Consider the following 22,140-nt stretch of genomic DNA (forward strand, 5'->3'; position numbering starts at 1 on the left):
GTTTTCACTCTCTCATCGCCACGTCCTCGCTCGGCGGGTCCAGTCGCATGCTGTAGGCGAGCAGCCCGGTCGCGGCGACGGTGCCGGCGGCCAGCAGCCACCACGACCCCCGGTAGCCGACGGTGTCCGCGAGGTACCCGAATGCCGGCGGAGCGAGGATCGATCCGACGACGAGGGCGAGCTGGCCGCCGGCGGTCGCACCGCCCATCTCGTCGGCCGCGACCAGCGTCGCCATGTAGGAGTAGTAGACCCCGGTGTTCCCGAGGACGAAGAAGCCGAGCGCGGAGAAGGCGACGACGGCGCTCCACGGGCTGTCGGTCGCGGCGACGACGAGAAACAGGAACGCGCCGACCACGGCCTGGACGAGCAGGATCGCGCCGATTCTCGTCTGGGGATCGCCCGGGAGGTTGTCGCTCAGCCACCCGCCGACGAGGCGGCCGGCGCTGCCGAACAGTTGCACGAGCGCGAGCACGACACCACCGAACGCGATCGAGGCGCCGATCGCTTCCTCGACGTAGAGGACGGTGTACCCCGTCGTCGTGAACAGCGCCGCGCCGAGGAAGACCCCCGCGGCGACGAGCACGCGGTACGGTCGGTTGCGCGAGAGGGCGCGGAAGTCCGGATACTCCGCCGCGCCGCCGCCGTCATTGCGGTGATAGGCGAGCGCGAAGACGAGGGCGACGACGAGGCCGAACGCGGCGGCGACGAGGAATCCGGCCTGCCAGAACAGGACGCCAGCGAGGCCGGTGACGAGCAACGCGCTGGACCCGCTCCCGGCTGTGACGCCGACCTGTTTGATCCCCATCGCGAGGTTCTGGTGGCCCGCAGCGATACCGTCGTAGACGGCCTTGTTCGTTCCCGGGATGGCCGTCGCGTACGTCGACCCGAGGAAGAAGACCGCCACGAGCAGGAGGGCGTACGTGGGCGCGCCCGCGACCGCCACGGCCCCGGTGGAGAGCCCGACGAGGCCGATCACGAGCATGCGTTTCTCGCCGAAGCGGTCGATCGATGCGCCGACGGGTAGCAACCAGACCGCGTAACCCAGCGTGAGTGCGGTCACGACGAGGCCGACGGTGAACCGCGAGAGGCCGAACGCGTCCCGGAAGAACGGGGTCGCTGCGAACACCGTGTAGTAACAGATACTCGCCGCGACCTGCCACAGCGTCACGAGCGAGACCGTCCGCCAGTACGACCGGTCCATCGACTACTCGCCGTCCCACTCACCGCCGACGCGATCGACGCCCATCATCGACTCACCGGGGTGTTCGGTGAAGACGACCTTCATGTTCTCGTCGGGTACGTCGAAGGTCTCGGCGACGTACGCAAACGTCTCCAGTGCGAACGCGCGTTTGCGGTCGAACGACCGTCCCTGCCGGATCTCGGCGTCGAGGAATACGAGCGGGCCCTCGATCGCACGCCCGAGGTGAAGATCGGCCGGCTCGCGCTCGCGGATGGTCACCGCGACGTGGCCCGCAGTCGTCGCCATCTCCTCGGTGTAGATGTCGGTCACCCGCTCGGCGAGCGCGTCCTTCTCCGCGGCCGAGGGCGAGAGGGTCGTGTCGAACTGGAGCAGCGGCATATCCTACACTCGATCGGTCGCGGAGTAAGGGTTGTGCCGCCGACCCCGCGAGGCGGCAGTAGTATTTTCAGTTATATTCACGAAGTGTTGGACTATGGGCGACTCGCAAGGCCACTCCGAGCGACTGTGGGAGTACCTCTGGCGACTCGATCGAGAGACCAGATCCGCGTTGCGGATGCGTCCGACCGCGCTGCTGGATCGGTCGCAACTCTCCCCAGAGGAACGGGAACTCGCCGACCGCCTCGCCAGCGACGGCGGCCGGGATCCACCGACGGGGCGGGCCGGCGGCGACGGATCGGGTACTCCCGGCGGTGACGGAGGGGACGGCGGCGGGCCACCCGACGCCGGCGGAGGCGGGGCCGACGGCGGGGACGGGGACGACGGCGGTGATGACGGCGGCTCGGCCTTCGACGTCGGCGGGACGTACGGCCGCCGACAGAAGGTCGGCCTCGTGCTCGGACCGGTGCTGTTCGCGGCGATCATGCTGCTCCCGACCCCGGAGGGGCTGTCGCCGGGCGGGCAGGCGGTCGGCGCGACGACGGCCTGGGTGGCGGTGTGGTGGATCTCGGAGGCCATCCCCATCCCGGCCACGTCGCTGCTTCCGATCGTGTTGTTCCCGCTGACCGGGGCGCTGGACGTCGACGCGACCACCGCGCCCTACGCGAACGACCTGATCTTCCTGTTCATGGGCGGCTTTTTCATCGCGATGGCGATGCAGCGCTGGGACCTCCACCGCCGGATCGCGCTGCGAACGATCCGGGTGATCGGGGCCGGACCGGAGCGGATCATCCTCGGGTTCATGGTCGCGACCGCCTTCCTCTCCATGTGGGTCTCTAACACCGCGACGACGATGATGATGACGCCCATCGGGCTCGCGGTGATCCTCCAGACGAGCGACCTGGTCGACCGGGCCGACTCGGACGTCCCGACGGCACAGGGTGAGTTCAGGTTCGGCACGGCCCTGATGCTCTGTATCGCCTACTCGGCCTCGGTCGGCGGCGTCGGCACGATAATCGGCACCCCGCCGAACCTCGTGTTGGTCGGTGCGATCAACGAGACGTTCGGGCAGTCGATCTCGTTCGCCCAGTGGATGCTCTACGGCGTCCCCATCGCCGCGCTGGGCGTCGCGATCATCTGGGTGTACGTCACCAGATTCCTGTTGCCCCCGCGGATGGACACGCTCCCCGGCGGGATGGACGTCATCGACGACGAACTCGACGCGCTCGGTACGATGAGTCGCGAAGAGAAACTCGTCCTCGCCGTGTTCACCGTGACCGCGGCCGCCTGGATTTCCCGGTCGTTCGTCCTGGAGCCCATCGTCCCCGGCATCTCCGACAGCGTGATCGCCATCGCCGGCGCGCTGGCGCTGTTCCTGATCCCCGCGAGCGAGGACGACGGGTCGTTCACTTTCCTGCTGGACTGGGACACCGCCGTCGGCATCCCGTGGGGAATCATCCTCCTGTTCGGCGGTGGGCTGTCGATCGCCGCTGGCTTCGAACAGGCTGGACTCGCCGTGTGGATCGGCGAGCAACTCGGCGCGCTGCAGGGAGTCTCCATACTCCTCGTCATGACTGTCGTCGTCGTCCTGACGATATTCATGACGGAAGTCACCTCGAACACGGCGACCACCGCGATGTTGATGCCGATCATGGCCTCGCTCGCGGTCGGGCTCTCGATCCATCCCTACGGGATCATGATCGCCGCGGCGACCGCCGCGTCGTTCGCGTTCATGCTCCCCGTGGCCACGCCCCCGAACGCCGTCGTCTTCGGCTCCGGGTACATCACGATGCCCCAGATGGCCAAGACCGGCTTCGGACTCAACATCATCGGCGTCCTGCTGGTCATCGCGCTCTCGCTGACCTGGCTCCCGCTCGTCTGGGGCATCGACGTCGGCCAGCTCCCCCAGTGGGCCGGGCTGATCGTCCCACCCCCGTGATCAGTCGGGGTGGCTCTGTTCGAGGTGCTCGTCCCTGTCGGCTTCGTTGTCGAAGGTCTCGCCACACACGGGACACTCGAACGCTTCGTCGGAGCGGTCTCCGCTAGCCATACCTCGGCAAACGCTATCCGAACGGAAAAACCTCCGTCCCGACCCGAATCCGGAGCTCTCGACGCCGACCCGCACCCGATACCCTACGACTCCGGAGTCTGCTCGGGAACCACGGTCACCGGCCGATCACTGTTCAGGACGACCGCCTGCGCGACGCTGCCGAACAGCACTTTGCCGACGGGCGACCGCTGATCGACACCGAGGACGATCACGTCGCTGTCCAGTTCCGCCGCGAGTTCGAGGATCTCTTCGGCCGGATCGCCGGTTCGCTCGTGGACCGTGAACTCGATGTCGGTCGATTCGAGGCGGTCGACGGCGGTCTCGACCGACGCGGGGATGCGATCGGTCTCGCGAATGCTCTCGGCCATCTCCTCGGCGTACGTCTCGCTGAACGTGTCACCGGCGACCCACTCCGTGTCGGCCGTCGACACGTCGTCGTGCACGTGGACGATATCGACGGCGAGGTCGCCGGCGGCCGCGGGGAGTTCGAGCACCGTTTCGATCTGGGCCTGGGCCCGGGATTCCGTCGTCTTGATCGGGAGCAGTACGCGGTACATATCCGTCTGTTCGACCCTCAGCGGTAAAGGCGTTCACCGCGGACCCGTCGTCACTCCTCGCTTTCGGGATACGCCTCGGCCAGCAGTTCCGGCTGGTCGGTCAGGCGCTCGCGGATCGGCGCGATGACCTCGTCGATGTAGCCGGCGGCGGCGTTCTTGAGGTCCTGCGGGTGGAGGTCGCCCTCGACGTACGTCGATTCGAGGTCGTCGTAGCGCTCGAAGGTGAGGTCGCCGCCGTACTCCTCGGGCCGCTCGACGACGAAGTCCTCGCCGCGCTGCTCGATGATCGGGAAGACCAGATAACGGACGTACTCCAGCACGCCGTTGTCCTCGACCTCGCCCTGCGGGCAGTAGGCACCGTTGATCTTCTCTTCGACCTGCCCGGGATCGTCGGTGAGGTTGATCTTCGAGGTGGCGTCGGAGGCGCTCATCTTCCCGCCGGAGAGGCCGGAGAGGAGGGGCGCGAACAGGCAGACGGGGGCTTCGCCGCCGTGGTCGGGGAGGATCTCGCGGCCGAGCATGTAGATGCCGCGCTGGTCGATCCCGCCGTAGGCGATGTCGGCGTCTAAGTGTTTCACGTCCAGACTCTGCATCAGCGAGTAGATCAGCCCGCCGAGGTTCGGGCTCTCGCTCTCGCGGACGACCTCGCTTCCGGCCCGCTGGGCGCGCGAGACCGTCGTCTCGGCGGCCATCCGGTACATGTCCAGCGTGTACTCCTCGTCGAGCTGGAACTCCTGCCCCCGCACGAAGTCGACGGACTCGGGGTCGCCGCCGGCCGAGTCGAGCATGGCGCGGATCGACTCCTCGTAGTACTCGCTGCGAGCGTCGAGCAGGTCCCACGGGCTCTTCTCGCTGTCGAGGTGGGCGTGCAGGTCCGCGATCAGGACCGTGACGTCGACGCCGGCCCGCTGGAAGTCCGCGAGTTTGCGGATCGTGGTGAAGTGGCCGATGTGCATCTCGCCGGTGGGGGCGTAACCGATGTAGGCGGTCGGCTCCCCGTCGAGCAGTTCCTCGAGTTCCTCCTCGGTGACGACCTCCTCGGTGTAGCGCTTCAGGAGGTCGAGCCGGTCGGCCGTGTTCATACCCACGCTACCCGGTGCCCGCGATTAAAACCTTGTCAGTCGCGTCGGTGCTGCCCCGGAACTGGGGGACAGACCCAAACCGACCCAGCCCCTAACCGCGGCCATGTACACGGGGAAGACGGAGCAGCCCTGTTGCCTGTGCGGAAATCCCGACACGGAGTCGCGGCTGGACCTGCCGCCCCGCGCCGTCCAGTTGCTCGACAACAGCGGCCCCATCGCGTGGCAGGACATCGTCGGCGAGGTGTCGATCCACTTCTGTGCGAGCGACTGGGAGACCGTCGTGGACCTCGTCCTCGACGCCGGCATGAGTCCGCTCGGGCGGTGTAACGCCGCTCGCGCCGACTTCGACCTGCGGGAGGACTTCGAGGCGCTGCTGAACGACGTGCGCGACGAACCCGACCAGACCCCACTGGAAAGAGAGATGCGCGCGGAGAGCGAGCGCGTGATCGAGGCGTACGACGAGGACGATCACCTCGACGTTCGGGATCTGGTCGAGGCCCGCGTGATTTCCTGGGCCTTCGAGGATCTGGGACCTGACGAGGATCGCGTGGCGGCCGACGACTGAGCGCGGCCCGACCGTTCCGACGGGTCATCACCGGCCTTCGTGCCCGGGCGAATCGGGGTCGGCGATCTTCGCACGTTCGTACGTCGAGCCGAACACCCACATGGTCAGCATCGAACCGAAGAGGAGGATGCCCAGACCGACTCCGTGCCGCTGTGAGAGGAGTTGGGTATGTGAGAACGTCAGCAGCGGCGTGAAAACGAGGACCATTCCAGCCGCCAATCCGAGTTTCGTCGCCCGGTCGGTCTCGTCCCGACTGACGATCCCAGCCGGATTGTCGACGAGGAGGCGGGTTCCACACCCGTAGACGATTCCCGTCGTCAGCGCGGCCATGTCGATACCGACGAGGAGAAGCTGCAACAGGAACAGTCCGGTGCCGACCCCGATACTCACGCCCCACTTCGATACGGTCCGCATACAGGAGTGACGACAGAACGACAGGACATAATTTTTGTCGAGGCCGCTGGGGCGGTGGCTCGTCTCGATATTGAAGTCCGTCAGTGTCCGTGGTCGTGACCGTGGTCGTGGTCGTGCTCGTGTTCCGGCGTCGAGCGCTCGATGGAGAGGCCGCGCCGGTGGACGATCCCCTGCATGTCGGCCGTGTCGGCGGCGAATTCCCGGAACGCCTCGCCGGTCTCGCTGTCCTCGTCGAGCACTGTCGGCTCGCCGTCGTCGCCGCCCTCCCGGACGCGGGGGTCGAGCGGAATCGAGCCCAGGAAGGGCATCTCGGACTCGTCGGCGAACTCGCGGCCGCCGCCCTCGCCGAAGATGTGGTGCTCTGAGCCACAGTCGGGACACTGGAAGGTGGCCATGTTCTCGACGATACCGAGCACCGGCGTGTCGTGTTTGCCGAACATCTCTAATCCCTTGCGGGCGTCGTCGACGGCGACCTCCTGGGGCGTCGTGACGATGACCGCACCGGTGACGGGCACGGTCTGGAGCATGCTGAGTTGCGTGTCGCCAGTGCCCGGCGGAAGGTCGATCACCATGTAATCGAGCGCGCCCCAGGCCACGTCCTCCCAGAGCTGGGTGAGGACCTTGTGGACCATCGGGCCGCGCCAGATTACGGGGTCGTCCTCGCCGACGAGGAAGTCCATACTCATCAGCTTCATCCCGAACTTCTCGACCGGGACGAGTTCCTCGTCCTTGGTCGCCTTCGGTCGCTCCTCGGCCGAGACCATCCGCGGGACGTTCGGGCCGTACACGTCGGCGTCGAAGAGGCCGACGCGCGCGCCCATCTGTGAGAGTCCGGCCGCGAGGTTCACGGCGACGGTGCTCTTGCCCACGCCGCCCTTGCCCGAGGCGACGGCGATGACGTTCTCGACGTTGGGCAGGATCTGTTCCTCGGGATCGATCCCGCTGTCGACGTCCGCCGAGAGGTCGACCTCCAGCCCCGTGTCGGCCAGCGCCTCGCGAACGTCGTTCGCGATGGCCGTCTCCGTCGGGGAGTACGGCGCGCCAAGCGCCAGCGAGATGTGGACCGTCTCGCCGTCGACGGTGATGTCGTTGACCAGGTCGAGCGAGACGATGTCGTCGCCCAGATCGGGGTCCTCTACGGTCCGGAGGCGCTCCCGAACGTCGGCTTCGTTCATACCCCGAGAGACGACCCGGCGGAGCGATAAGGATTGTGAACTCGGGGACGCGGGATCGGTGGCGCGTAACTGGAAATAGTTACGCGGGGCCGGCATTCGACAGCGGATTTAAGCACGCGGCCGACCGACCCACGGATATGTTGGTCGACCAGTTCGGGCGCGAGGTGTCGGGGGTCCGGGTGTCGCTGACGGACCGGTGTAACTTCGACTGCGTCTACTGCCACAACGAGGGACTGGGCGACACGCGCGGGCCGATGGAACCCCGCGACGACGAGATGACGACCGACGACGTGGTCCGCTTTCTGGAGGTCGCCGCCGAGTTCGACGTGGACGCCGTGAAGTTCACCGGCGGCGAGCCGATGCTCCGGGAGGACCTCGAAGAGATCGTCCGGCGCACGCCCGACGGGATGGAGACCTCGCTGACGACCAACGGCACCTACCTCCCCGGCCGCGCCCCGGATCTGGTGGACGCCGGGCTCGACCGGGTGAACGTCTCACAGGACGCCCTCGATCAGGAGGCCTTCGCCGAGGTCACCAAGAGCGGCGAGTACGAGGCGGTGATCGAGGGCGTCGAGGCGGCGCTGTCCGCAGGCCTCGATCCCGTCAAGCTGAACATGGTCGTCTTCGAGGGGACCGCGGGCTACGTCCCGGAGATGGTCGACCACGTCGCCGAGAACGACGGGCTCCAGCTCCAGCTCATCGAGTACATGCCGGAACTGGCCGGCCGGCCCGAGTGGGCCGTCGACATCCAGCGAGTCCACGACTGGCTCGAAGACCAGGCCGACCACGTCGAGCAGCGGGAGATGCACGACCGCCGACGCTACTGGGTCGGCGGCCGGCCGGAAGACGAGTCCGGTGGCATGGTCGAGATCGTCGACCCCGTCGGGAACGCAGACTTCTGTGCGAACTGCCATCGCGTGCGCGTCACGCACGAAGGATATCTCAAGGGCTGTCTCAACCGCAACGACGACCTGCGGTCGATGGGTGAGATGACGAAGGCTGAGATCCGCGAGGCGTTCCGCGAGACGGTCCACGAGCGGGTGCCCTACTACGGCGAGTACATGATCAAGGACGACGACGGCGACTGGACGATCAACGAGGAGTACATCGGCGTCTAGTGATCGGCCAGTCCGACCGATCCCGGCCCGCCGTCGGCCACGGGGCGTTCGTCGACGTACAGGAACCCGAGCGCGACGACGAACAGCCACTTGCACACCTCGTAGACGACGCCCCGGGCGAAGCGAACGTCGAGGGCCGGCGCGCTGCCGGGTGAGAGCCACGCCAGGACACCGAACAGGCCGACGAGGGCGGCCAGAATCGTGCCCGCGAAGAGGGCGGTGCAGAGCAGCGCACTGACGACGGTCCAGCGGGCGTGCCGGACCGCTCGCCAGCCGAGGCGACCGGCGAACGTGGGGCGCGCGCGGTCGATCACGGTGGCAGGGACGATCAGCGTCGAGGACACCAGCAGGTAGAGCAGGAGGGGGTAGAGCGGGACCAGGTACAGATCGATCGCGCCAGCGGTCCAGGGTCCCGGACCGAACCCCGCGACGGTCCCGCCGAGCAGAGCGACCAGCGTGAGCGTCCCCATCGAGATCGGGAGCAGTGGAATGGCGACGACACCGGATCCGACGACGGTCCCCTGGACGAACGAGATCGGCGACTGGGGATCGACGCCGGTCCAGTCGGCGACGGCGAGGTAGGTGACCGCGAGCACCGGACAGGCGACCACGAACTTGACCGCAAGCAGTTCCAGCGGCGTGAGATAGGCGGGTGCGAGCGCCGTGAGTACGCCGACGGCCAGATACAGCGCAGCGAGGGAGAGCTGATCGGTCAGAAAGCGGATCGAGCGGATCTGCAGGGAGACAGCGTGGCGGACCGGGACCGGAAGCGACGCGACGGCGGCCCAGATCCGGTCGGACCGCGGTTCGGGTCGCGGAGTCGTCATCGGCCCCGGACGGCGAGTACGATCGCCAGCGCTGTCCCTCGCCCCTGTCGATCCCCCGTCATATCTGAACTGTTCACTCGAGTGTACAAAATACCACTCCCTCACAAGATAGGATTCCCACGTCGCGCGGGTTCGTCTTCTGGCCAGTCGTCTGTCGGCGGTGGTCGTGTCGCTCGCTGTATCGGACGATGACAGGGCTTCGAGATAAATGAACCAGTGTTGTCACTTTCCGCGGCGGATCACGCCCACGATGCCGTGCTGAACTCGACGACGGGGCGGTTCCGTTGCGTTTAAATAGACCCTGGCAATACGAGTGAGTACAGATCGTGTAGGGGCTGCGGGCCCCGAGTCCGATCGAGACCGTTGGTCTCGCAGGGCGGACATACAACAGAAAAGCGGGTCGTGGTAGCCAAGTCTGGCCCAAGGCGCAGGGTTGCTAACTCTGTGGCGTCAAGCCTCCGGGGTTCGAATCCCCGCCACGACGCTCACCGACAACGGTTACACATGAGTGCAGAAGACCCACCCGAGGACGAGAACGCGGAGGAAGAAGAGGAGGACATCCGCTATTTCGTCCGTATCGGACAGACCGACCTCGACGGGACGAAATCCGTCGAGCGAGCACTGACTGACATGAACGGTATCGGACACCGGGCCGCCCGGATCATCATCGAGAAGACGGACATCGACCGTCGCGAAGTCTTCGGCAAGCTCGAAGACGAGGAGATCGAGGAGATCGTCGGCCTCGTGGAAGGGTTCGCCGAGGAAGTCCCGGAGTGGATGACCAACCACCAGTCGGACTTCTTCTCGGGGGAGACCACCCACGAGATCGGCAACGATCTCAACATGACCCGCCGGCAGGACATCAACCGGATGAAGATGATCGACTCCTACCGCGGGGTTCGCCACAAGCGCGGACAGAAGGTCCGCGGACAGCGCACGAAGTCCACCGGTCGTACCGAGGGGACCATCGGCGTCAACGTCGAGGCGATCAAGGAAGAGCAGGCCGAGGAGGCCGCCGGCGAAGAGGAGGGAGGTGAAGAGTAATGCCACTCGGAACGAAGACGAAACTCTACGAGACACCGAACCACCCGTTCCAGGGTGAACGTATCGCCGACGAGCACGACCTCGTCGCTCGCTACGGACTCAAGAACAAAGAGGAACTCTGGCGCGCCCAGTCGGAACTGCGATCCTACCGGCGTGAGGCCCGCCAGCTGCTCGGTGCCGCCCAGGGCGACGCCGAAGCCGCCGAGAGCCAGGAGTTCCTGGCCCGGCTGAAGAAACTCGGCATCCTCAACGACGAGGACGACCTGGACGCCATCCTGTCGCTGGACGTGACCGACGTGCTGGAGCGTCGCCTCCAGACGGTCGTCTACCGCAAGGGCCTGGCCAACACGGCCAAGCAGGCCCGCCAGTTCATCGTCCACGGACACGTGACGGTCGAGGGAAGTCGCGTCACCGAGCCCTCGCGGAAGGTCGCCGTCGCGGAAGGTGACCTCGTCGAGTTCGACAGCACGAGTCCGCTGACGGACGAACTCCACCCCGAACGCGCGGAGGAACAGTAACATGCCAGAGGAAGGACCAGACGACATCTGGGGCATCGCCCACGTGCACGCATCGTTCAACAACACGATCATCACGATCACCGACCAGACCGGCGCGGAGACGCTCGCGAAGTCTTCCGGCGGGACGGTCGTCAAGCAGAATCGCGACGAGGCCTCGCCGTACGCGGCCATGCAGATGGCCGAGACGGTCGCAGAGGAAGTCCTCGCGCAGGGCGTCGAGGGCGTCCACGTTCGCGTGCGCGGTCCCGGCGGGAACCAGCAGACCAACCCCGGTCCGGGCGCGCAGGCGACGATTCGCGCGCTGGCACGAGCCGGCCTGGAGATCGGTCGTATCGAGGACGTGACACCCACCCCGCACGACGGGACGCGCGCACCGAAGAACAGCGGGTTCTAACACATGGCACCGGACTACGACGTGGAGTTCATCGACCGGGGCGATCGCAACCGCGAGGCACGGTTCCTCGTGCGTGACGTGAGCCCCGCGTTCGCGAACGGGATCCGGCGGGCGATGATCGCCGACGTGCCGACGCTCTCGATCGACGAGGTGCGGGTCATCGAGAACTCGTCGGTCATGTTCGACGAGCAGATCGCGCTTCGGCTCGGGCTGGTCCCGCTGACCACGCCCGACGACTACGAGATCGGGGAGACGGTCACGCTCGCGCTGGACGTCGAGGGGCCGGGAACCGCCTACTCGGGCGACCTGGTCAGCACCGACGACCGCGTCGAGCCGGCCGACAAGAACGTCCCGATCATCGACCTCAAGGACCCGGAAGGATCCGAGACCCCCCAGCGCCTCGAAGTCGAGGCCGACGCGGTCTACGACGTGGGTCGGGAACACGCCAAACACCAGGGCGGCGTGGCGGTCGGTTACCGTCACCTTCAAACTGTGGAGGTCGTCGGCGACGCCGACGAGTTCGGCGACGACGACCCGCACATTCTGCGGGGCGTGATCGAGGAGAGCGAGGCGTCCCACGCCTCGGCAACGTCGAGCGGCGACGAGCCGCGAGACGGCGAACTGATCCCGACCGAGGAGTTCGACCACGACCTGACCCAGCGGTATCCGGGGAAGGAGGTCGAAGTCAACGACGTGCCAAACGCCTTCGTGTTCCACGTCGAGACCGACGGTTCGATGTCGGTCGACGATCTGGTGACGGCGGCGGTGGACACGATCCACGACCGGGCCGACGAACTGAAAGACGCAGTACAGCTATAATGAACGACACTGCCCCACACCGACATGACGCCCCCCGTCCCCTGAAGAGCGGCCGGGCCGACCGGTGGACAATCGAAAGCTGTTTGAAGGGGCAGTCGGAACTGACACATGCGCGCAGGGATAGCCAAGTCAGGCCAACGGCGCAGCGTTCAGGGCGCTGTCCCGTAGGGGTCCGCAGGTTCAAATCCTGCTCCCTGCATTGTTCGGCTCGCTACAAACCGGCGAGCCGTAAAAGCGAGCAGACAGCACTTTGCTTCGGAGGTAGGATATGAGTAAGACGAACCCGAGACTCAGTAGTCTCATCGCCGACCTGAAGTCGACCGCCCGCGACGCGGGCGGCAACGTCTGGGGCGACGTCGCCGACCGGCTGGAGAAGCCGCGAAGCACGCACGCCGAAGTCAACCTGGGCCGAATCGAGCGGTACGCCCAGGAGGACGAGACAGTGGTCGTGCCCGGGAAGGTCCTGGGCAGCGGCGTCCTCCAGAAGGACGTCACGGTCGCTGCCGTGGACTTTTCCGGCACGGCCGAGACCAAGATCGACCAGGTAGGCGAGAGCATCACGCTAGAACAGGCACTCGAACGCAACCCCGACGGCGGTAACGTGCGGGTGATTCGATGAGTATCGCAGAATTCGACGCGGACGTCGTCGTCGAGGCACGTGACTGCATCCTCGGTCGGGTCGCCAGCGAGGTGGCCCAGCGCGCGCTCGACGGCGAGCGCGTGGCCGTGATCAACGCCGAGCAGGCGGTCATCACCGGCAACGCCGAGGACACGATGGAGACGTACCGGAAGCGCCGCGATCTGGGCTCGGACCGGGGTCCGTACTACCCGAAACAGCCCGACCGGATCCTCAAGCGCTCGATCCGCGGCATGCTGCCGTACAAGAAGGATCGCGGGCGTGAGGCCTTCGAGAACGTCCGTGTCTACATCGGCAACCCCCACGACGAGGACGCAGAGGTCGTCGAGGGGACGTCGCTGGATCGGCTCTCGAACATCAACTTCGTCCAGCTGGGCGAGGTCAGCGAAGAACTCGGAGCGAACGTCACATGGTAACTAACACGTCAGGCAAGAAGAAGACGGCCATCGCACGCGCGACGGTCACCGACGGCGAGGGTCGGGTTCGGGTGAACTCCCAGCCCGTCGAACTCGTCGAGCCGGAGCTGTCGCGGCTGAAGATGCTGGAACCGTTCCGGATCGCCGACGACGACCTGCGCGACGAGGTCGACATCGACGTGCAGGTCGAGGGCGGCGGGACCTCCGGACAGGCGGACGCGGTCCGGACCGCCATCGCGCGCGGGCTGGTGCAGTTCCACAACGACGCGGAACTGCGGGACGCCTACATGGAATTCGACCGGTCGCTGCTGGTCAACGACGTGCGCCAGACCGAACCCAAGAAGTGGGGCGGCCCGGGCGCTCGGGCGCGCTACCAGAAGTCCTACCGCTGAGGTGATCAAAGTATGATGGTACCGGTCCGGTGTTTCACCTGTGGCAACGTGGTCGGCGAGCACTGGGAGGAGTTCAAAGCTCGGACCAGAGAAGACGACGAGGACCCGGAGAAGGTCCTCGACGAACTGGGCGTGGAGCGACACTGCTGTCGCCGCATGCTCGTCTCGCACAAGGACCTCGTCGACATCGTGGCACCGTATCAGTGACACATGGCAGGACAGGAAAACAGATACGAGAAGGCACGCATCATCGGCGCGCGAGCGCTGCAGGTGGCCTACGGCGCACCGGTGCTCATCGACACGGAGCAGACCCAGCCGATCCTCATCGCGGCCGAGGAGTACGACGCCGAGGTCTTGCCGTTCACCGTGAGGCGGGGTGAACAGTGACACTGATCGCCGACGTGTCGCTGCGGCGGATCCTCGACTCCCGCGGTAACGGGACGGTCGAGGCGGAGGTGACCACCGAGAACGGTGGGTTCGGCCGCGCGGCCGCCCCCAGCGGTGCCTCGACGGGCGAGTACGAGGCGATCGAACTCGAACCGAGCGAGGCCATCGCGAAGGCCCGAGAGCTGGCGGTACCGCGACTCGTCGGCGAGACCTTCGCCGGCGACCAGCGCGGGGTCGATCAGGCGCTCCACGGCGCGGACGGCACCGACGATTTCTCGAAGATCGGGGCCAACAGCGCCGTCGCGATCAGCATGGCCGCGGCCAAGGCCGGTGCCGACACGCAGGGGATCCCCCTCTACCAGCACCTCGGCGGTGCGTTCCGGGGGCGGAACTTCCCGGTCCCGCTGGGCAACGTCGTCGGCGGCGGCGAACACGCCGCGGACGCGACCCACATCCAGGAGTTCCTCGCCGCACCCGTCGGCGCGCCGAGCGTCGCGGACGCGGTGTTCGCCAACGCGGCCGTCCACCAGGAGGTCCACGACATCCTGACCGACCGCGGGATCGCCGCGGGCAAGGGCGACGAAGGCGCGTGGGCACCTTCCGTGGACGACGCCGAGGCGTTCGAGATCGTGGCCGAGGCGACCGAACAGGTCGAAGACGAGTTCGGCTTCGAGGTCCGGATGGGGCTGGACGTGGCCGGCGCGGAGCTGTACGACGCCGAGGATGGCGTCTACCGATACGGCGACCGGACGCGGGACACGGCCGAGCAGATCGACTACGTCGCCGACCTCGTCTCCGAGTACGACCTCGTCTACGTCGAGGACCCGCTCGACGAGAACGACTACGAGGCCTTTGCCGAGTTGACTGACCGCGTCGGGGAGGAGACGCTGATCTGTGGCGACGACCTGTTCGTGACCAATACGGACCGGCTCGCCGACGGGATCGAGCAGGGTGCGGCAAACAGCATCCTGATCAAGCCCAACCAGATCGGCACGCTGACGGACGCCTTCGACGCCATCGAACTGGCGGTCGAGAACGGCTACGAGCCGGTCGTCTCCCACCGGAGCGGAGAGACCGAGGACGCGACGATCGCACACCTCGCCGTCGCGACGGACGCGCCGTTCATCAAGACTGGCGCGGTCGGCGGCGAGCGCACCGCGAAGCTGAACGAACTGATCCGAATCGAGGACAACGCATGAGTGGAAACGACGAAGAGGGTCTCGACGCCGCCGAGTCGGAGGTCGACCCGGAGCCGACCGGCGAAGCCGGTGCGGAGCCGGAGCCCGACCCCGACGCGGACGTCGCCGAGGCCGACGACGACGAAGCACAGACCCCCGACGCCGAGTCAGGTGAAGAGGAGGCGGCCGAGGAGGCCGCCGAAGAAGCGGAAGAGGAGCCACGGCTGGACGAGGACGTCATGCCCGACGACGAGGCGGACCTCCTCATCCCGGTCGAGGACTACCTCGCGGCCGGTGTCCACATCGGGACCCAGCAGAAGACCACGGACATGGAGCGGTTCATCCACCGCGTCCGGACCGACGGGCTGTACGTGCTGGACGTCTCGATGACCGACCAGCGCATCCGGACGGCAGCCGACTTCCTGGGCGATTACGACCCCGAGCAGATCCTCGTGGCCTCCTCGCGCCAGTACGGTCGCTTCCCGGCCGAGCAGTTCGCGGACGCCATCGGCGCTCGCGCACGCACCGGTCGGTTCATCCCCGGAACGCTCACGAACCCCGACTACGAGGGCTACATCGAGCCCGACGTCGTGGTCGTGACCGACCCCATCGGTGACTCCCAGGCTGTGAAGGAGGCCATCACGGTGGGCATCCCGGTCATCGCGATGTGTGACTCCAACAACCAGACGAGCAACGTCGATCTCGTGGTCCCGACGAACAACAAGGGTCGCAAGGCCCTGTCGGTCGTCTACTGGCTGCTGGCCAACGAGACGCTGGACCGGCGCGGTGCCGAACCGGCCTACGCGCTCGAGGACTTCGAGAGCGAACTGTAGATTTCGTCGCCATCACTTCGACTTTTTCGACTGCGCTCAGTTCGGTCGCGATAGCGTCGGGTGTAGGGGTCCGCTTTATCCCTCGTGCACAGAATCGGACAGTGTCAGGGGAGACGAAACGAGGAATAAAGGGACGACGACGGAGGAGCCCCTCAAGAGCTTTATTCCCCTCGTTCGAGAGGGGTAACATGGCACAAGACACGACGATGAACGCCCTGATCGGGGGCGTCGTCACGATCGTCCTCTCGTTCACCGGATTCTCACCGCTGATCGGCGGCGCGGTCGCGGGCTATCTGAACCAGCGCGACGGCGTACGAATCGGGGCGCTGGCCGGGGTGATCGCGCTCGTGCCGCTGATACTCGTGTTCGCTTTCCTCGGGACCGTGTTCGCAGCATTCACTCCGTTCAGCGGGATGGGACCGGGGATGATGACCGGGATGGGCCTGATCGGTCTCTTCTTCGGGGCTTTCGTGTTCGCCTTCGCCGCGGCGATCATCGTCGGCCTGTCGGCGCTGGGCGGGTATATCGGTGAGTACCTCTACGAAGAGGACGTGCTCTGAACCCGGTAGTTCCATTACCGAGGGGGGAAACGGACGGATATGGTCGTTTCCAGCGCACCGGGGAAGGTCTATCTCTTCGGGGAGCACGCGGTCGTATACGGTGAGCCGGCGGTGCCCTGCGCGATCGAGCGACGGGCGCGGGTGACCGTCGAGGAACGCGACGACGGGGCCCTGCGGGTCCACTCGACGGACCTCACACTCGACGGGTTCACGGTGGAGTACGAGGAGGCGACGGACGCCTCGGCCGACGTGGACGTGCCAGAGCAGCTGGTCGAGGCGGCCGTGGGCTACGTCGACGCGGCGGCCGCGCAGGCCCGCGACGCCGCGGACCGGCCCGACGCGGGCTTCGACATCACCATCGAGAGCGAGATTCCGCTCGGGGCGGGGCTGGGTTCCTCGGCCGCCGTGGTGGTCGCAGGGATCGACGCGGCGACCCGGGAACTCGGCGTCGAACTCAGTTCGAGGGAGATCGCCGAGCGCGCCTACCGGGTCGAACACGAGGTGCAGGACGGACAGGCCTCGCGGGCGGACACCTTCTGCTCGGCGGTCGGCGGCGCGGTCCGGGTCGAAGGCGACGACTGCCAGCCCATCCCGGACGTGCCGAACCTGCCCTTCGTCATCGGCTACGACGGCGGGGCCGGCGACACGGGCGAACTCGTGGCGGGCGTGCGCCGACTCAAGGAGGAGTACCCGTTCGCGGCCGACACCGTCGAGACCATCGGCGATCTCGTCCGGCAGGGCGAGCGGGCACTCGAAACCGGAGATCTCGAAGAACTCGGGCGGCTGATGGACTTCAATCACGGCCTGCTGGAGGCACTGGGTGTCTCCTCGCGGTCGCTGGACGAGATGGTGTGGGCGGCCCGGGAGTCCGACGCGCTGGGGGCGAAACTGACCGGCGCGGGCGGCGGCGGGTGTATCGTCGTGCTGGACGAGACCGAAGAGGCGCGGACGGCGCTGTCCTATACCCCGGGCTGTGAGGAGACGTTCCGGGCAGAACTGGACACCGAGGGCGTGCGCGTGGAGGAACGATGACGGTCGTCGTCAAACTCGGCGGAAGTGTCGTCACCGAGAAGGACGAACCGGAGACGCTCGACGAGGAGGCCATCGGGCAGGCGGCCGCAGCCGTCGCCGCCGCCGACGAGGCGGTCGTCGTCGTCCACGGTGGCGGGAGCTTCGGCCACCACCACGCGAGCAGCCACGGGGTCTCCCGGACCGACGGAACGCACGACGCCGTGGCTGTTCGGGAGATCCACGAGGCGATGAAGCGGTTGAACGACGCGATGGTCGACGCCCTCGCCGACGCGGGCGTCCCAGCGGTCCCCGTCCACCCGCTGTCGGCCGGGAGCCGGGACGTAGATGGCGACCTCGACCTGCCGACCGGACAGGTCGCCACGATGCTCGGCGAGGGGTTCGTCCCGGTGTTGCACGGCGACGTGCTCGCCCACGCGGGCTCGGGTGCGACCATCGTCAGCGGCGACGAACTCGTCGTGGCGCTGGCGACCGGCGTCGACGCCGACAGCGTGGGCCTCTGCTCGGCGGTCCCGGGCGTCCTCGACGCCGACGACGACGTGATCGACCGGATCGACGCGTTCGAGGAGGTAGCCGCGGTGCTGGGTGGGAGCGACGCCGCCGACGTGACCGGCGGGATGGCCGCGAAGGTCCGGACGCTGCTGGACCTGGACACACCGGCGTCGATCTTCGCGCTGGACGACCTCGAGGCCTTCTTCGAGGGAGACGAACCGGGAACGCTGGTCGCGGGCGGTGGCGGTGAAGGGTAGGAGCATCAAATCCCTCACCGCCGTGATAGTCCGTCGACCCCCGATGTGTGCGACATCCCTGCCACGGCGCGGCCTCGCACCGCCCGAAACGTGGCGTACTCTTATTGGTGATAGTTACCAATAACAGCGATATGACAACTGTCAGAATCGTAGACGGGGCCAGGTACGGCTTCAGGATGGTCGGTCTCGTCTTCGGGCTACTGGTGATCAGCGGCGTCCTGTTCGCGCTGGGGGGCCTGCTGGCGACCGGCGGCGAACTGACGGTACAGGGTTCGCTGCTCGCCTTCGGACAGCCGGCGATGCTGGCCGCGGGTGGGTTCTTCGGACTGGCCGGCGTCGTGGTCCTCTACGCCGGATCCGTCGGGCTCGTCCACAAGCTGATCGCCGACAGCGTCACGGCCGGTTTCGAGAACGCGGAGGGGACAGCCACGGGACCGGTCTCGGTGAGCGAGGATACCGCGAGTACGAGGGCGGAACAGACCGCCGAGTCCCCGTCCGAGTCCGGCACCACGACGACCTTCGACCGCGACGAACGGGCACAGGAAGAACCGATCGCGGCCGACTCGTCGGCGGCAGAACCCGTCGTAGACGAGGGCGATCCAGCCGGGGAATCCGTGGCGGAGGGGACCGGTTCGGAGATCGATCCGGACACGGGGAAAGTCGAGCCGGAGTCGGTCGATCTGGTGGACGAGCCGACTCAGAAGCCGGGGCAGAGTCGGTCGTCGAGCGAACCTGCAGAGGACGCCGTCGAGGACAGCGTGGCCGACCCGGGCCCGGAGCCAGATCAGGCCGGATCGAGCGACGACAGGGACGAGACGGGTGGAACAGGTCGGACGGACGGCCAAGATACGGAACCTGTCGCCTTCGAACCGGAGGACGGTGCGGAAGCGATCAGCACTGCTCCGGAATCGACAGAGGAAGAAGGTGTGGAGCCAGTAGCGGCCGAATCAGCCACGGACGACGACCCGTCGGCCCCGGCGGACATCGACCGGGCGGTCACCGAGGCGACCGGGACCAGTCTCGACGAATCCGACGACGTGTCGACCGAACCGGTCGGGTCTGACGAGACGGCTGCCGAGACAGCCGAACCGACCGAAGTAACCGACGATCCGATCGAGAGAGCCGGCGAACCGGCCGTCGAGGGCGACAACGGCGCATCGGGAACCGACGACGACGCGGTGTCGGGGGCCACGGACGACACCGGGACCGACGAGACAGACGATCCGTTCACCGAACCGGCCGTCGACGTCGACGAGGAGTCGTCGGAGACGGAGAAAGCCGACGTGATCGACCGGGCCTTCGAGCAGGAAGAAGACGCGGACATCGACGCGGACACGGTCATCGACGACGCCATCGAAGCGGGTGAAGTCGAGGACACCAGCGACGAACCCGGCGACTGGGAACCGCTCGACGAGAGCGACCTGAAGGACGACTGACGATCAGAGGTCCAGTAACTCTTTGGCGATGATGTTGCGCTGAATCTCGCTGGTTCCTTCCCCGATCTGGTAGAGTTTCGCGTGGCGATACTGTCGCTCGACCGGGTAATCGCGGGTGTAGCCGTTGCCGCCGTGGAGTTGCATCGCGTCGCTGGCCACCTCCTCGGCGACCTCGGAGGCGTAGAGTTTGGCCATGCTGGCGAGTTTGGTGGGCTTCTCGTCGCGGTCGATGCGGGCGGCGGCGTCGTAGGTGAGCCGGCGGGCGTTCTCCACCTTGACCGCCATGTCGGCGAGTGTGTGCTGGACGGCCTGAAACTGCTCTAGCTTCCGGTCGAACTGGCTGCGCTCGCCGACGTAGTCGACGGCCTCGTCGAGACAGCGCTGGGCGATTCCCAGGGCCTGGGCGGCGATGCCGACCCGTTCTTCCTCGAAGAACTCCATGAGCTGGTAGAAGCCGGCGTCCTCGTAGCCGACGAGGTTCTCTTCCGGGACTCTGACGCCGTCGTAGCGGAGCTGGGCGGTGTCGGATGCGTTCCAGCCCATCTTGTGAATCTGGCTCTCGACCTCGAACCCGTCACGATCGGTCTCGACGATGATCGCCGAGATGCCGGCGTGACCCTCGACGCCCGTTCGGCACATCGTCAGGACGTAGTCGGCGATGGAGCCGTGCGTGATGAAGGTCTTCACGCCGTCGATGACGTACTCGTCTCCGTCCTTCTCCGCGGCTACGCCGCTCCGTTCCGAGGCTGAAGCCTCGCGTTTCTCCGCCGTCGTCTCGATGCTCGCGGCGTCGCTCCCGTGCTCGGGTTCGGTGTTGCCGAGCGCGCCGATCAACTCGCCGGATGTGATCCCCTCCAGAATCCACTCTTTCTGTTCCTCGGTGCCGTACTCGGCGATCATCCGGGTGCCGAACTCGGTGCCGATGGCCGCGAGCATCCCGGCGTCGGCGCGCGCGATCTCCTCGGCGAAGATCGAGGCCTCGATCTGTCCCATCCCCGCGCCGCCGTACTCCTCGGGGATCGAGACGCCGATCAGACCGGCGTCGACGGCTGTCTCCCAGACCGCTTCGGGCCACTCGCCGCTCTCCTCGTGTTCGCGCGCGACGGGTTCGATCTCGTTCTCGGCGAACTCCCGGGCCGTCTGTCGCACGGCCCGCTGTTCCTCGGTCAGGGAGAAATCGATCATGGGCCACCGACGACAGTAAGTGTGTTAACTGTTTCCGAGCCACAGGAACTGCCCACGAGTTCACTCCCCTGAGACACGAACACGTATCACAAGAAATTAGAAACTGATTTACCGTGTCTGGTCGGGAGTGTAGTGGATGACAGGGTTCGATCCGACGCCGCCGAGTACGGAGCTGTTCGCCGACGACCTGCTGGCGGGTGAGACGGCGTTGATCACCGGCGGCGGGACGGGAATCGGCGAGGAGATCGCGCTGGCGATGGCAGACCACGGCGCGGACGTGGCCGTCGCCAGCCGTGACATGGATCACCTCGAACCGGTGGCCGATGCGATCGAGGAGAAGGGTCAGCAGGCCTGTGCGACGACGGTCGACGTGCGCGACGAGGACGAGGTCGACGCGATGACCGAGACGGTGATCGACGAACTCGGCGATATTACGATCCTCGTCAACAACGCCGGCGCGAACTTCGTCACGCCCACGGAGGAGCTGTCGGCCAACGGCTGGCGCTCCGTGGTGGGAACCATCCTCGACGGCACGGCCTATTGCTCGTTTGCGGTCGGCGAGCACATGATCGACAACGGCGGCGGGTCGATCGTCACGATGGGCGCGACCAACTCCGTGTTCGGCGCGCCGTATCACGCCCACTCGGGGGCGGGCAAGGCGGGCGTCCACAACCTGATGCAGTCGCTTGCCAGCGAGTGGGCGAAGTTCGGGATCCGTGCGAACACGGTCGCACCGGGCATCATCGAGACCGAGGGGATCGCCGGCGCGGTCGGTGGATCCCTGCCCGACCAGTTGCTGGAGGACCTCGCTGCGGATCGGTTCGGCGAGCCCGCGGACTGCGTGCCGGTCGTCCTCTTTCTCGCGAGCCCCGCGGCGAGTTACGTGACGGGGAGTTACTACGCGGTCGACGGCGGGCACCTGCTCCATCAGTCGCCGATGGGGTGAGGGCGAAAAAGCCGTCCAAACCCAACAGTTTTAAAAGCGGGCGTCGAAGGCCTCCGTAACCGAGCGCACGGCCGCCCGGACTCGGACGCGGCGGCCGGCAACACATCGAGCGGTTCGGTGTGTCCGGAACGGGACGACTCCCGTCCGTCGTTGCGCGTCGTGGGCCCTCGGTCGGCCCGGCGACGCACGGAATCCGACGGCGGGTCGGGAGTCGCTAGCCCACGGACCAGAATCGCCTGTTTGCCGGTCACCG

Annotated in this window: 27 protein-coding genes and 2 tRNA genes; 21 read left to right on the forward strand and 8 right to left on the reverse strand. The window is 66.9% G+C overall.

What is annotated here, in order from left to right:
• Positions 1–4: 4 nt before the first annotated feature.
• Both BV210_RS01050 and BV210_RS01055 read right to left on the reverse strand, forming a co-directional pair.
• Positions 5–1,201 carry an MFS transporter gene (locus BV210_RS01050; protein ID WP_077204851.1) on the reverse strand — a complete coding sequence of 399 codons (1,197 nt, stop codon included), beginning with the start codon at positions 1,199–1,201 and terminating at the stop codon, positions 5–7.
• 3 nt (positions 1,202–1,204) lie between these two features.
• Positions 1,205–1,579: a tautomerase gene (locus BV210_RS01055; protein WP_077204852.1), complete on the reverse strand. Its 375-nt coding sequence runs from the start codon at positions 1,577–1,579 to the stop codon at positions 1,205–1,207.
• 94 nt (positions 1,580–1,673) lie between these two features.
• Here BV210_RS01055 and BV210_RS01060 point away from each other — a divergent pair, with 94 nt between their 5' ends.
• Positions 1,674–3,515, forward strand: a complete 1,842-nt coding sequence (locus BV210_RS01060) for a DASS family sodium-coupled anion symporter (RefSeq protein ID WP_077204853.1) — start codon at positions 1,674–1,676, stop codon at positions 3,513–3,515.
• Between the two features lie 194 nt (positions 3,516–3,709).
• On the opposite strand, the gene BV210_RS01065 is transcribed toward BV210_RS01060, so the two are convergent.
• Both BV210_RS01065 and BV210_RS01070 read right to left on the reverse strand, forming a co-directional pair.
• Positions 3,710–4,183: a universal stress protein gene (locus BV210_RS01065; protein ID WP_077204854.1), complete on the reverse strand. Its 474-nt coding sequence runs from the start codon at positions 4,181–4,183 to the stop codon at positions 3,710–3,712.
• 50 nt (positions 4,184–4,233) lie between these two features.
• Positions 4,234–5,265 (reverse strand): tyrosine--tRNA ligase, encoded by a 1,032-nt coding sequence (locus tag BV210_RS01070; protein ID WP_077204855.1) that lies wholly within the window; start codon positions 5,263–5,265, stop codon positions 4,234–4,236.
• Between the two features lie 103 nt (positions 5,266–5,368).
• Here BV210_RS01070 and BV210_RS01075 point away from each other — a divergent pair, with 103 nt between their 5' ends.
• Positions 5,369–5,830 carry a hypothetical protein gene (locus tag BV210_RS01075; protein WP_077204856.1) on the forward strand — a complete coding sequence of 154 codons (462 nt, stop codon included), beginning with the start codon at positions 5,369–5,371 and terminating at the stop codon, positions 5,828–5,830.
• Positions 5,831–5,857: 27 nt separating this feature from the next.
• Here the strand turns inward: BV210_RS01075 and BV210_RS01080 are convergent, their stop codons facing one another.
• Both BV210_RS01080 and BV210_RS01085 read right to left on the reverse strand, forming a co-directional pair.
• Positions 5,858–6,244, reverse strand: coding sequence for a hypothetical protein (locus tag BV210_RS01080; protein ID WP_077204857.1), 387 nt, complete (start codon positions 6,242–6,244; stop codon positions 5,858–5,860).
• A gap of 80 nt (positions 6,245–6,324) precedes the next feature.
• Positions 6,325–7,419 carry an Mrp/NBP35 family ATP-binding protein gene (locus tag BV210_RS01085; RefSeq protein ID WP_077204858.1) on the reverse strand — a complete coding sequence of 365 codons (1,095 nt, stop codon included), beginning with the start codon at positions 7,417–7,419 and terminating at the stop codon, positions 6,325–6,327.
• A gap of 137 nt (positions 7,420–7,556) precedes the next feature.
• Between BV210_RS01085 and moaA the strand changes: the two genes are divergently transcribed.
• On the forward strand, positions 7,557–8,537 hold the full coding sequence (moaA, locus tag BV210_RS01090) for a GTP 3',8-cyclase MoaA (protein WP_077204859.1): 981 nt from the start codon (positions 7,557–7,559) through the stop codon (positions 8,535–8,537).
• Here the strand turns inward: moaA and BV210_RS01095 are convergent.
• Positions 8,534–9,364: a hypothetical protein gene (locus BV210_RS01095; protein WP_077204860.1), complete on the reverse strand. Its 831-nt coding sequence runs from the start codon at positions 9,362–9,364 to the stop codon at positions 8,534–8,536. The two genes, moaA and BV210_RS01095, sit on opposite strands and share 4 nt — an antisense overlap.
• A 399-nt stretch (positions 9,365–9,763) precedes the next feature.
• Between BV210_RS01095 and BV210_RS01100 the strand changes: the two genes are divergently transcribed.
• The 17 genes from BV210_RS01100 (at position 9,764) to BV210_RS01180 (ending at position 19,756) form a co-directional block, all read left to right on the forward strand.
• Positions 9,764–9,848 (forward strand) — tRNA-Ser (locus BV210_RS01100).
• Positions 9,849–9,868: 20 nt separating this feature from the next.
• Positions 9,869–10,408, forward strand: coding sequence for a 30S ribosomal protein S13 (locus BV210_RS01105; protein WP_077204861.1), 540 nt, complete (start codon positions 9,869–9,871; stop codon positions 10,406–10,408).
• Positions 10,408–10,926 carry a 30S ribosomal protein S4 gene (locus BV210_RS01110; protein ID WP_077204862.1) on the forward strand — a complete coding sequence of 173 codons (519 nt, stop codon included), beginning with the start codon at positions 10,408–10,410 and terminating at the stop codon, positions 10,924–10,926. The genes BV210_RS01105 and BV210_RS01110 overlap by 1 nt, the downstream gene beginning before the upstream one ends.
• A gap of 1 nt (position 10,927) precedes the next feature.
• On the forward strand, positions 10,928–11,320 hold the full coding sequence (locus BV210_RS01115) for a 30S ribosomal protein S11 (RefSeq protein ID WP_077204863.1): 393 nt from the start codon (positions 10,928–10,930) through the stop codon (positions 11,318–11,320).
• A 3-nt stretch (positions 11,321–11,323) separates the two neighbouring features.
• Positions 11,324–12,139 carry a DNA-directed RNA polymerase subunit D gene (locus tag BV210_RS01120; protein WP_077204864.1) on the forward strand — a complete coding sequence of 272 codons (816 nt, stop codon included), beginning with the start codon at positions 11,324–11,326 and terminating at the stop codon, positions 12,137–12,139.
• Positions 12,140–12,253: 114 nt separating this feature from the next.
• Positions 12,254–12,338, forward strand: a tRNA-Leu gene (locus tag BV210_RS01125).
• Between the two features lie 69 nt (positions 12,339–12,407).
• Positions 12,408–12,758 carry a 50S ribosomal protein L18e gene (locus BV210_RS01130; protein WP_077204865.1) on the forward strand — a complete coding sequence of 117 codons (351 nt, stop codon included), beginning with the start codon at positions 12,408–12,410 and terminating at the stop codon, positions 12,756–12,758.
• Positions 12,755–13,192 (forward strand): 50S ribosomal protein L13, encoded by a 438-nt coding sequence (locus BV210_RS01135; protein ID WP_077204866.1) that lies wholly within the window; start codon positions 12,755–12,757, stop codon positions 13,190–13,192. Before BV210_RS01130 ends, BV210_RS01135 begins: the two co-directional genes overlap by 4 nt.
• The gene (locus tag BV210_RS01140; protein ID WP_077204867.1) at positions 13,186–13,584 is read left to right on the forward strand and encodes a 30S ribosomal protein S9; all 399 of its coding nucleotides are present in this window, start codon (positions 13,186–13,188) and stop codon (positions 13,582–13,584) included. The genes BV210_RS01135 and BV210_RS01140 overlap by 7 nt, the downstream gene beginning before the upstream one ends.
• Before the next feature lie 12 nt (positions 13,585–13,596).
• Complete coding sequence (locus BV210_RS01145) at positions 13,597–13,791, forward strand: DNA-directed RNA polymerase subunit N (protein WP_077204868.1); 195 nt, start codon at positions 13,597–13,599, stop codon at positions 13,789–13,791.
• A gap of 3 nt (positions 13,792–13,794) precedes the next feature.
• Positions 13,795–13,971 carry a DNA-directed RNA polymerase subunit K gene (locus BV210_RS01150; protein WP_077204869.1) on the forward strand — a complete coding sequence of 59 codons (177 nt, stop codon included), beginning with the start codon at positions 13,795–13,797 and terminating at the stop codon, positions 13,969–13,971.
• The gene (gene eno, locus BV210_RS01155) at positions 13,968–15,170 is read left to right on the forward strand and encodes a phosphopyruvate hydratase (RefSeq protein WP_077204870.1); all 1,203 of its coding nucleotides are present in this window, start codon (positions 13,968–13,970) and stop codon (positions 15,168–15,170) included. The genes BV210_RS01150 and eno overlap by 4 nt, the downstream gene beginning before the upstream one ends.
• Complete coding sequence (gene rpsB, locus BV210_RS01160; RefSeq protein ID WP_077204871.1) at positions 15,167–15,982, forward strand: 30S ribosomal protein S2; 816 nt, start codon at positions 15,167–15,169, stop codon at positions 15,980–15,982. Before eno ends, rpsB begins: the two co-directional genes overlap by 4 nt.
• 188 nt (positions 15,983–16,170) lie before the next feature.
• A complete protein-coding gene (locus tag BV210_RS01165; RefSeq protein ID WP_077204872.1) occupies positions 16,171–16,542 on the forward strand; it encodes a DUF5518 domain-containing protein in 372 nt (123 codons plus the stop codon).
• A 39-nt stretch (positions 16,543–16,581) separates the two neighbouring features.
• Complete coding sequence (gene mvk, locus BV210_RS01170; protein ID WP_077204873.1) at positions 16,582–17,574, forward strand: mevalonate kinase; 993 nt, start codon at positions 16,582–16,584, stop codon at positions 17,572–17,574.
• Positions 17,571–18,320, forward strand: a complete 750-nt coding sequence (locus BV210_RS01175; protein ID WP_077204874.1) for an isopentenyl phosphate kinase — start codon at positions 17,571–17,573, stop codon at positions 18,318–18,320. The genes mvk and BV210_RS01175 overlap by 4 nt, the downstream gene beginning before the upstream one ends.
• A 131-nt stretch (positions 18,321–18,451) precedes the next feature.
• Complete coding sequence (locus tag BV210_RS01180) at positions 18,452–19,756, forward strand: hypothetical protein (protein ID WP_157525746.1); 1,305 nt, start codon at positions 18,452–18,454, stop codon at positions 19,754–19,756.
• A gap of 3 nt (positions 19,757–19,759) precedes the next feature.
• Here the strand turns inward: BV210_RS01180 and BV210_RS01185 are convergent, their stop codons facing one another.
• A complete protein-coding gene (locus BV210_RS01185) occupies positions 19,760–20,938 on the reverse strand; it encodes an acyl-CoA dehydrogenase family protein (RefSeq protein WP_077207924.1) in 1,179 nt (392 codons plus the stop codon).
• Positions 20,939–21,077: 139 nt separating this feature from the next.
• Between BV210_RS01185 and BV210_RS01190 the strand changes: the two genes are divergently transcribed.
• Positions 21,078–21,887, forward strand: coding sequence for an SDR family oxidoreductase (locus BV210_RS01190; protein WP_077204876.1), 810 nt, complete (start codon positions 21,078–21,080; stop codon positions 21,885–21,887).
• Positions 21,888–22,140 lie beyond the last annotated feature (253 nt).

The organism is Halorientalis sp. IM1011, assembly GCF_001989615.1.
In the GTDB taxonomy this organism is placed as follows: domain Archaea; phylum Halobacteriota; class Halobacteria; order Halobacteriales; family Haloarculaceae; genus Halorientalis.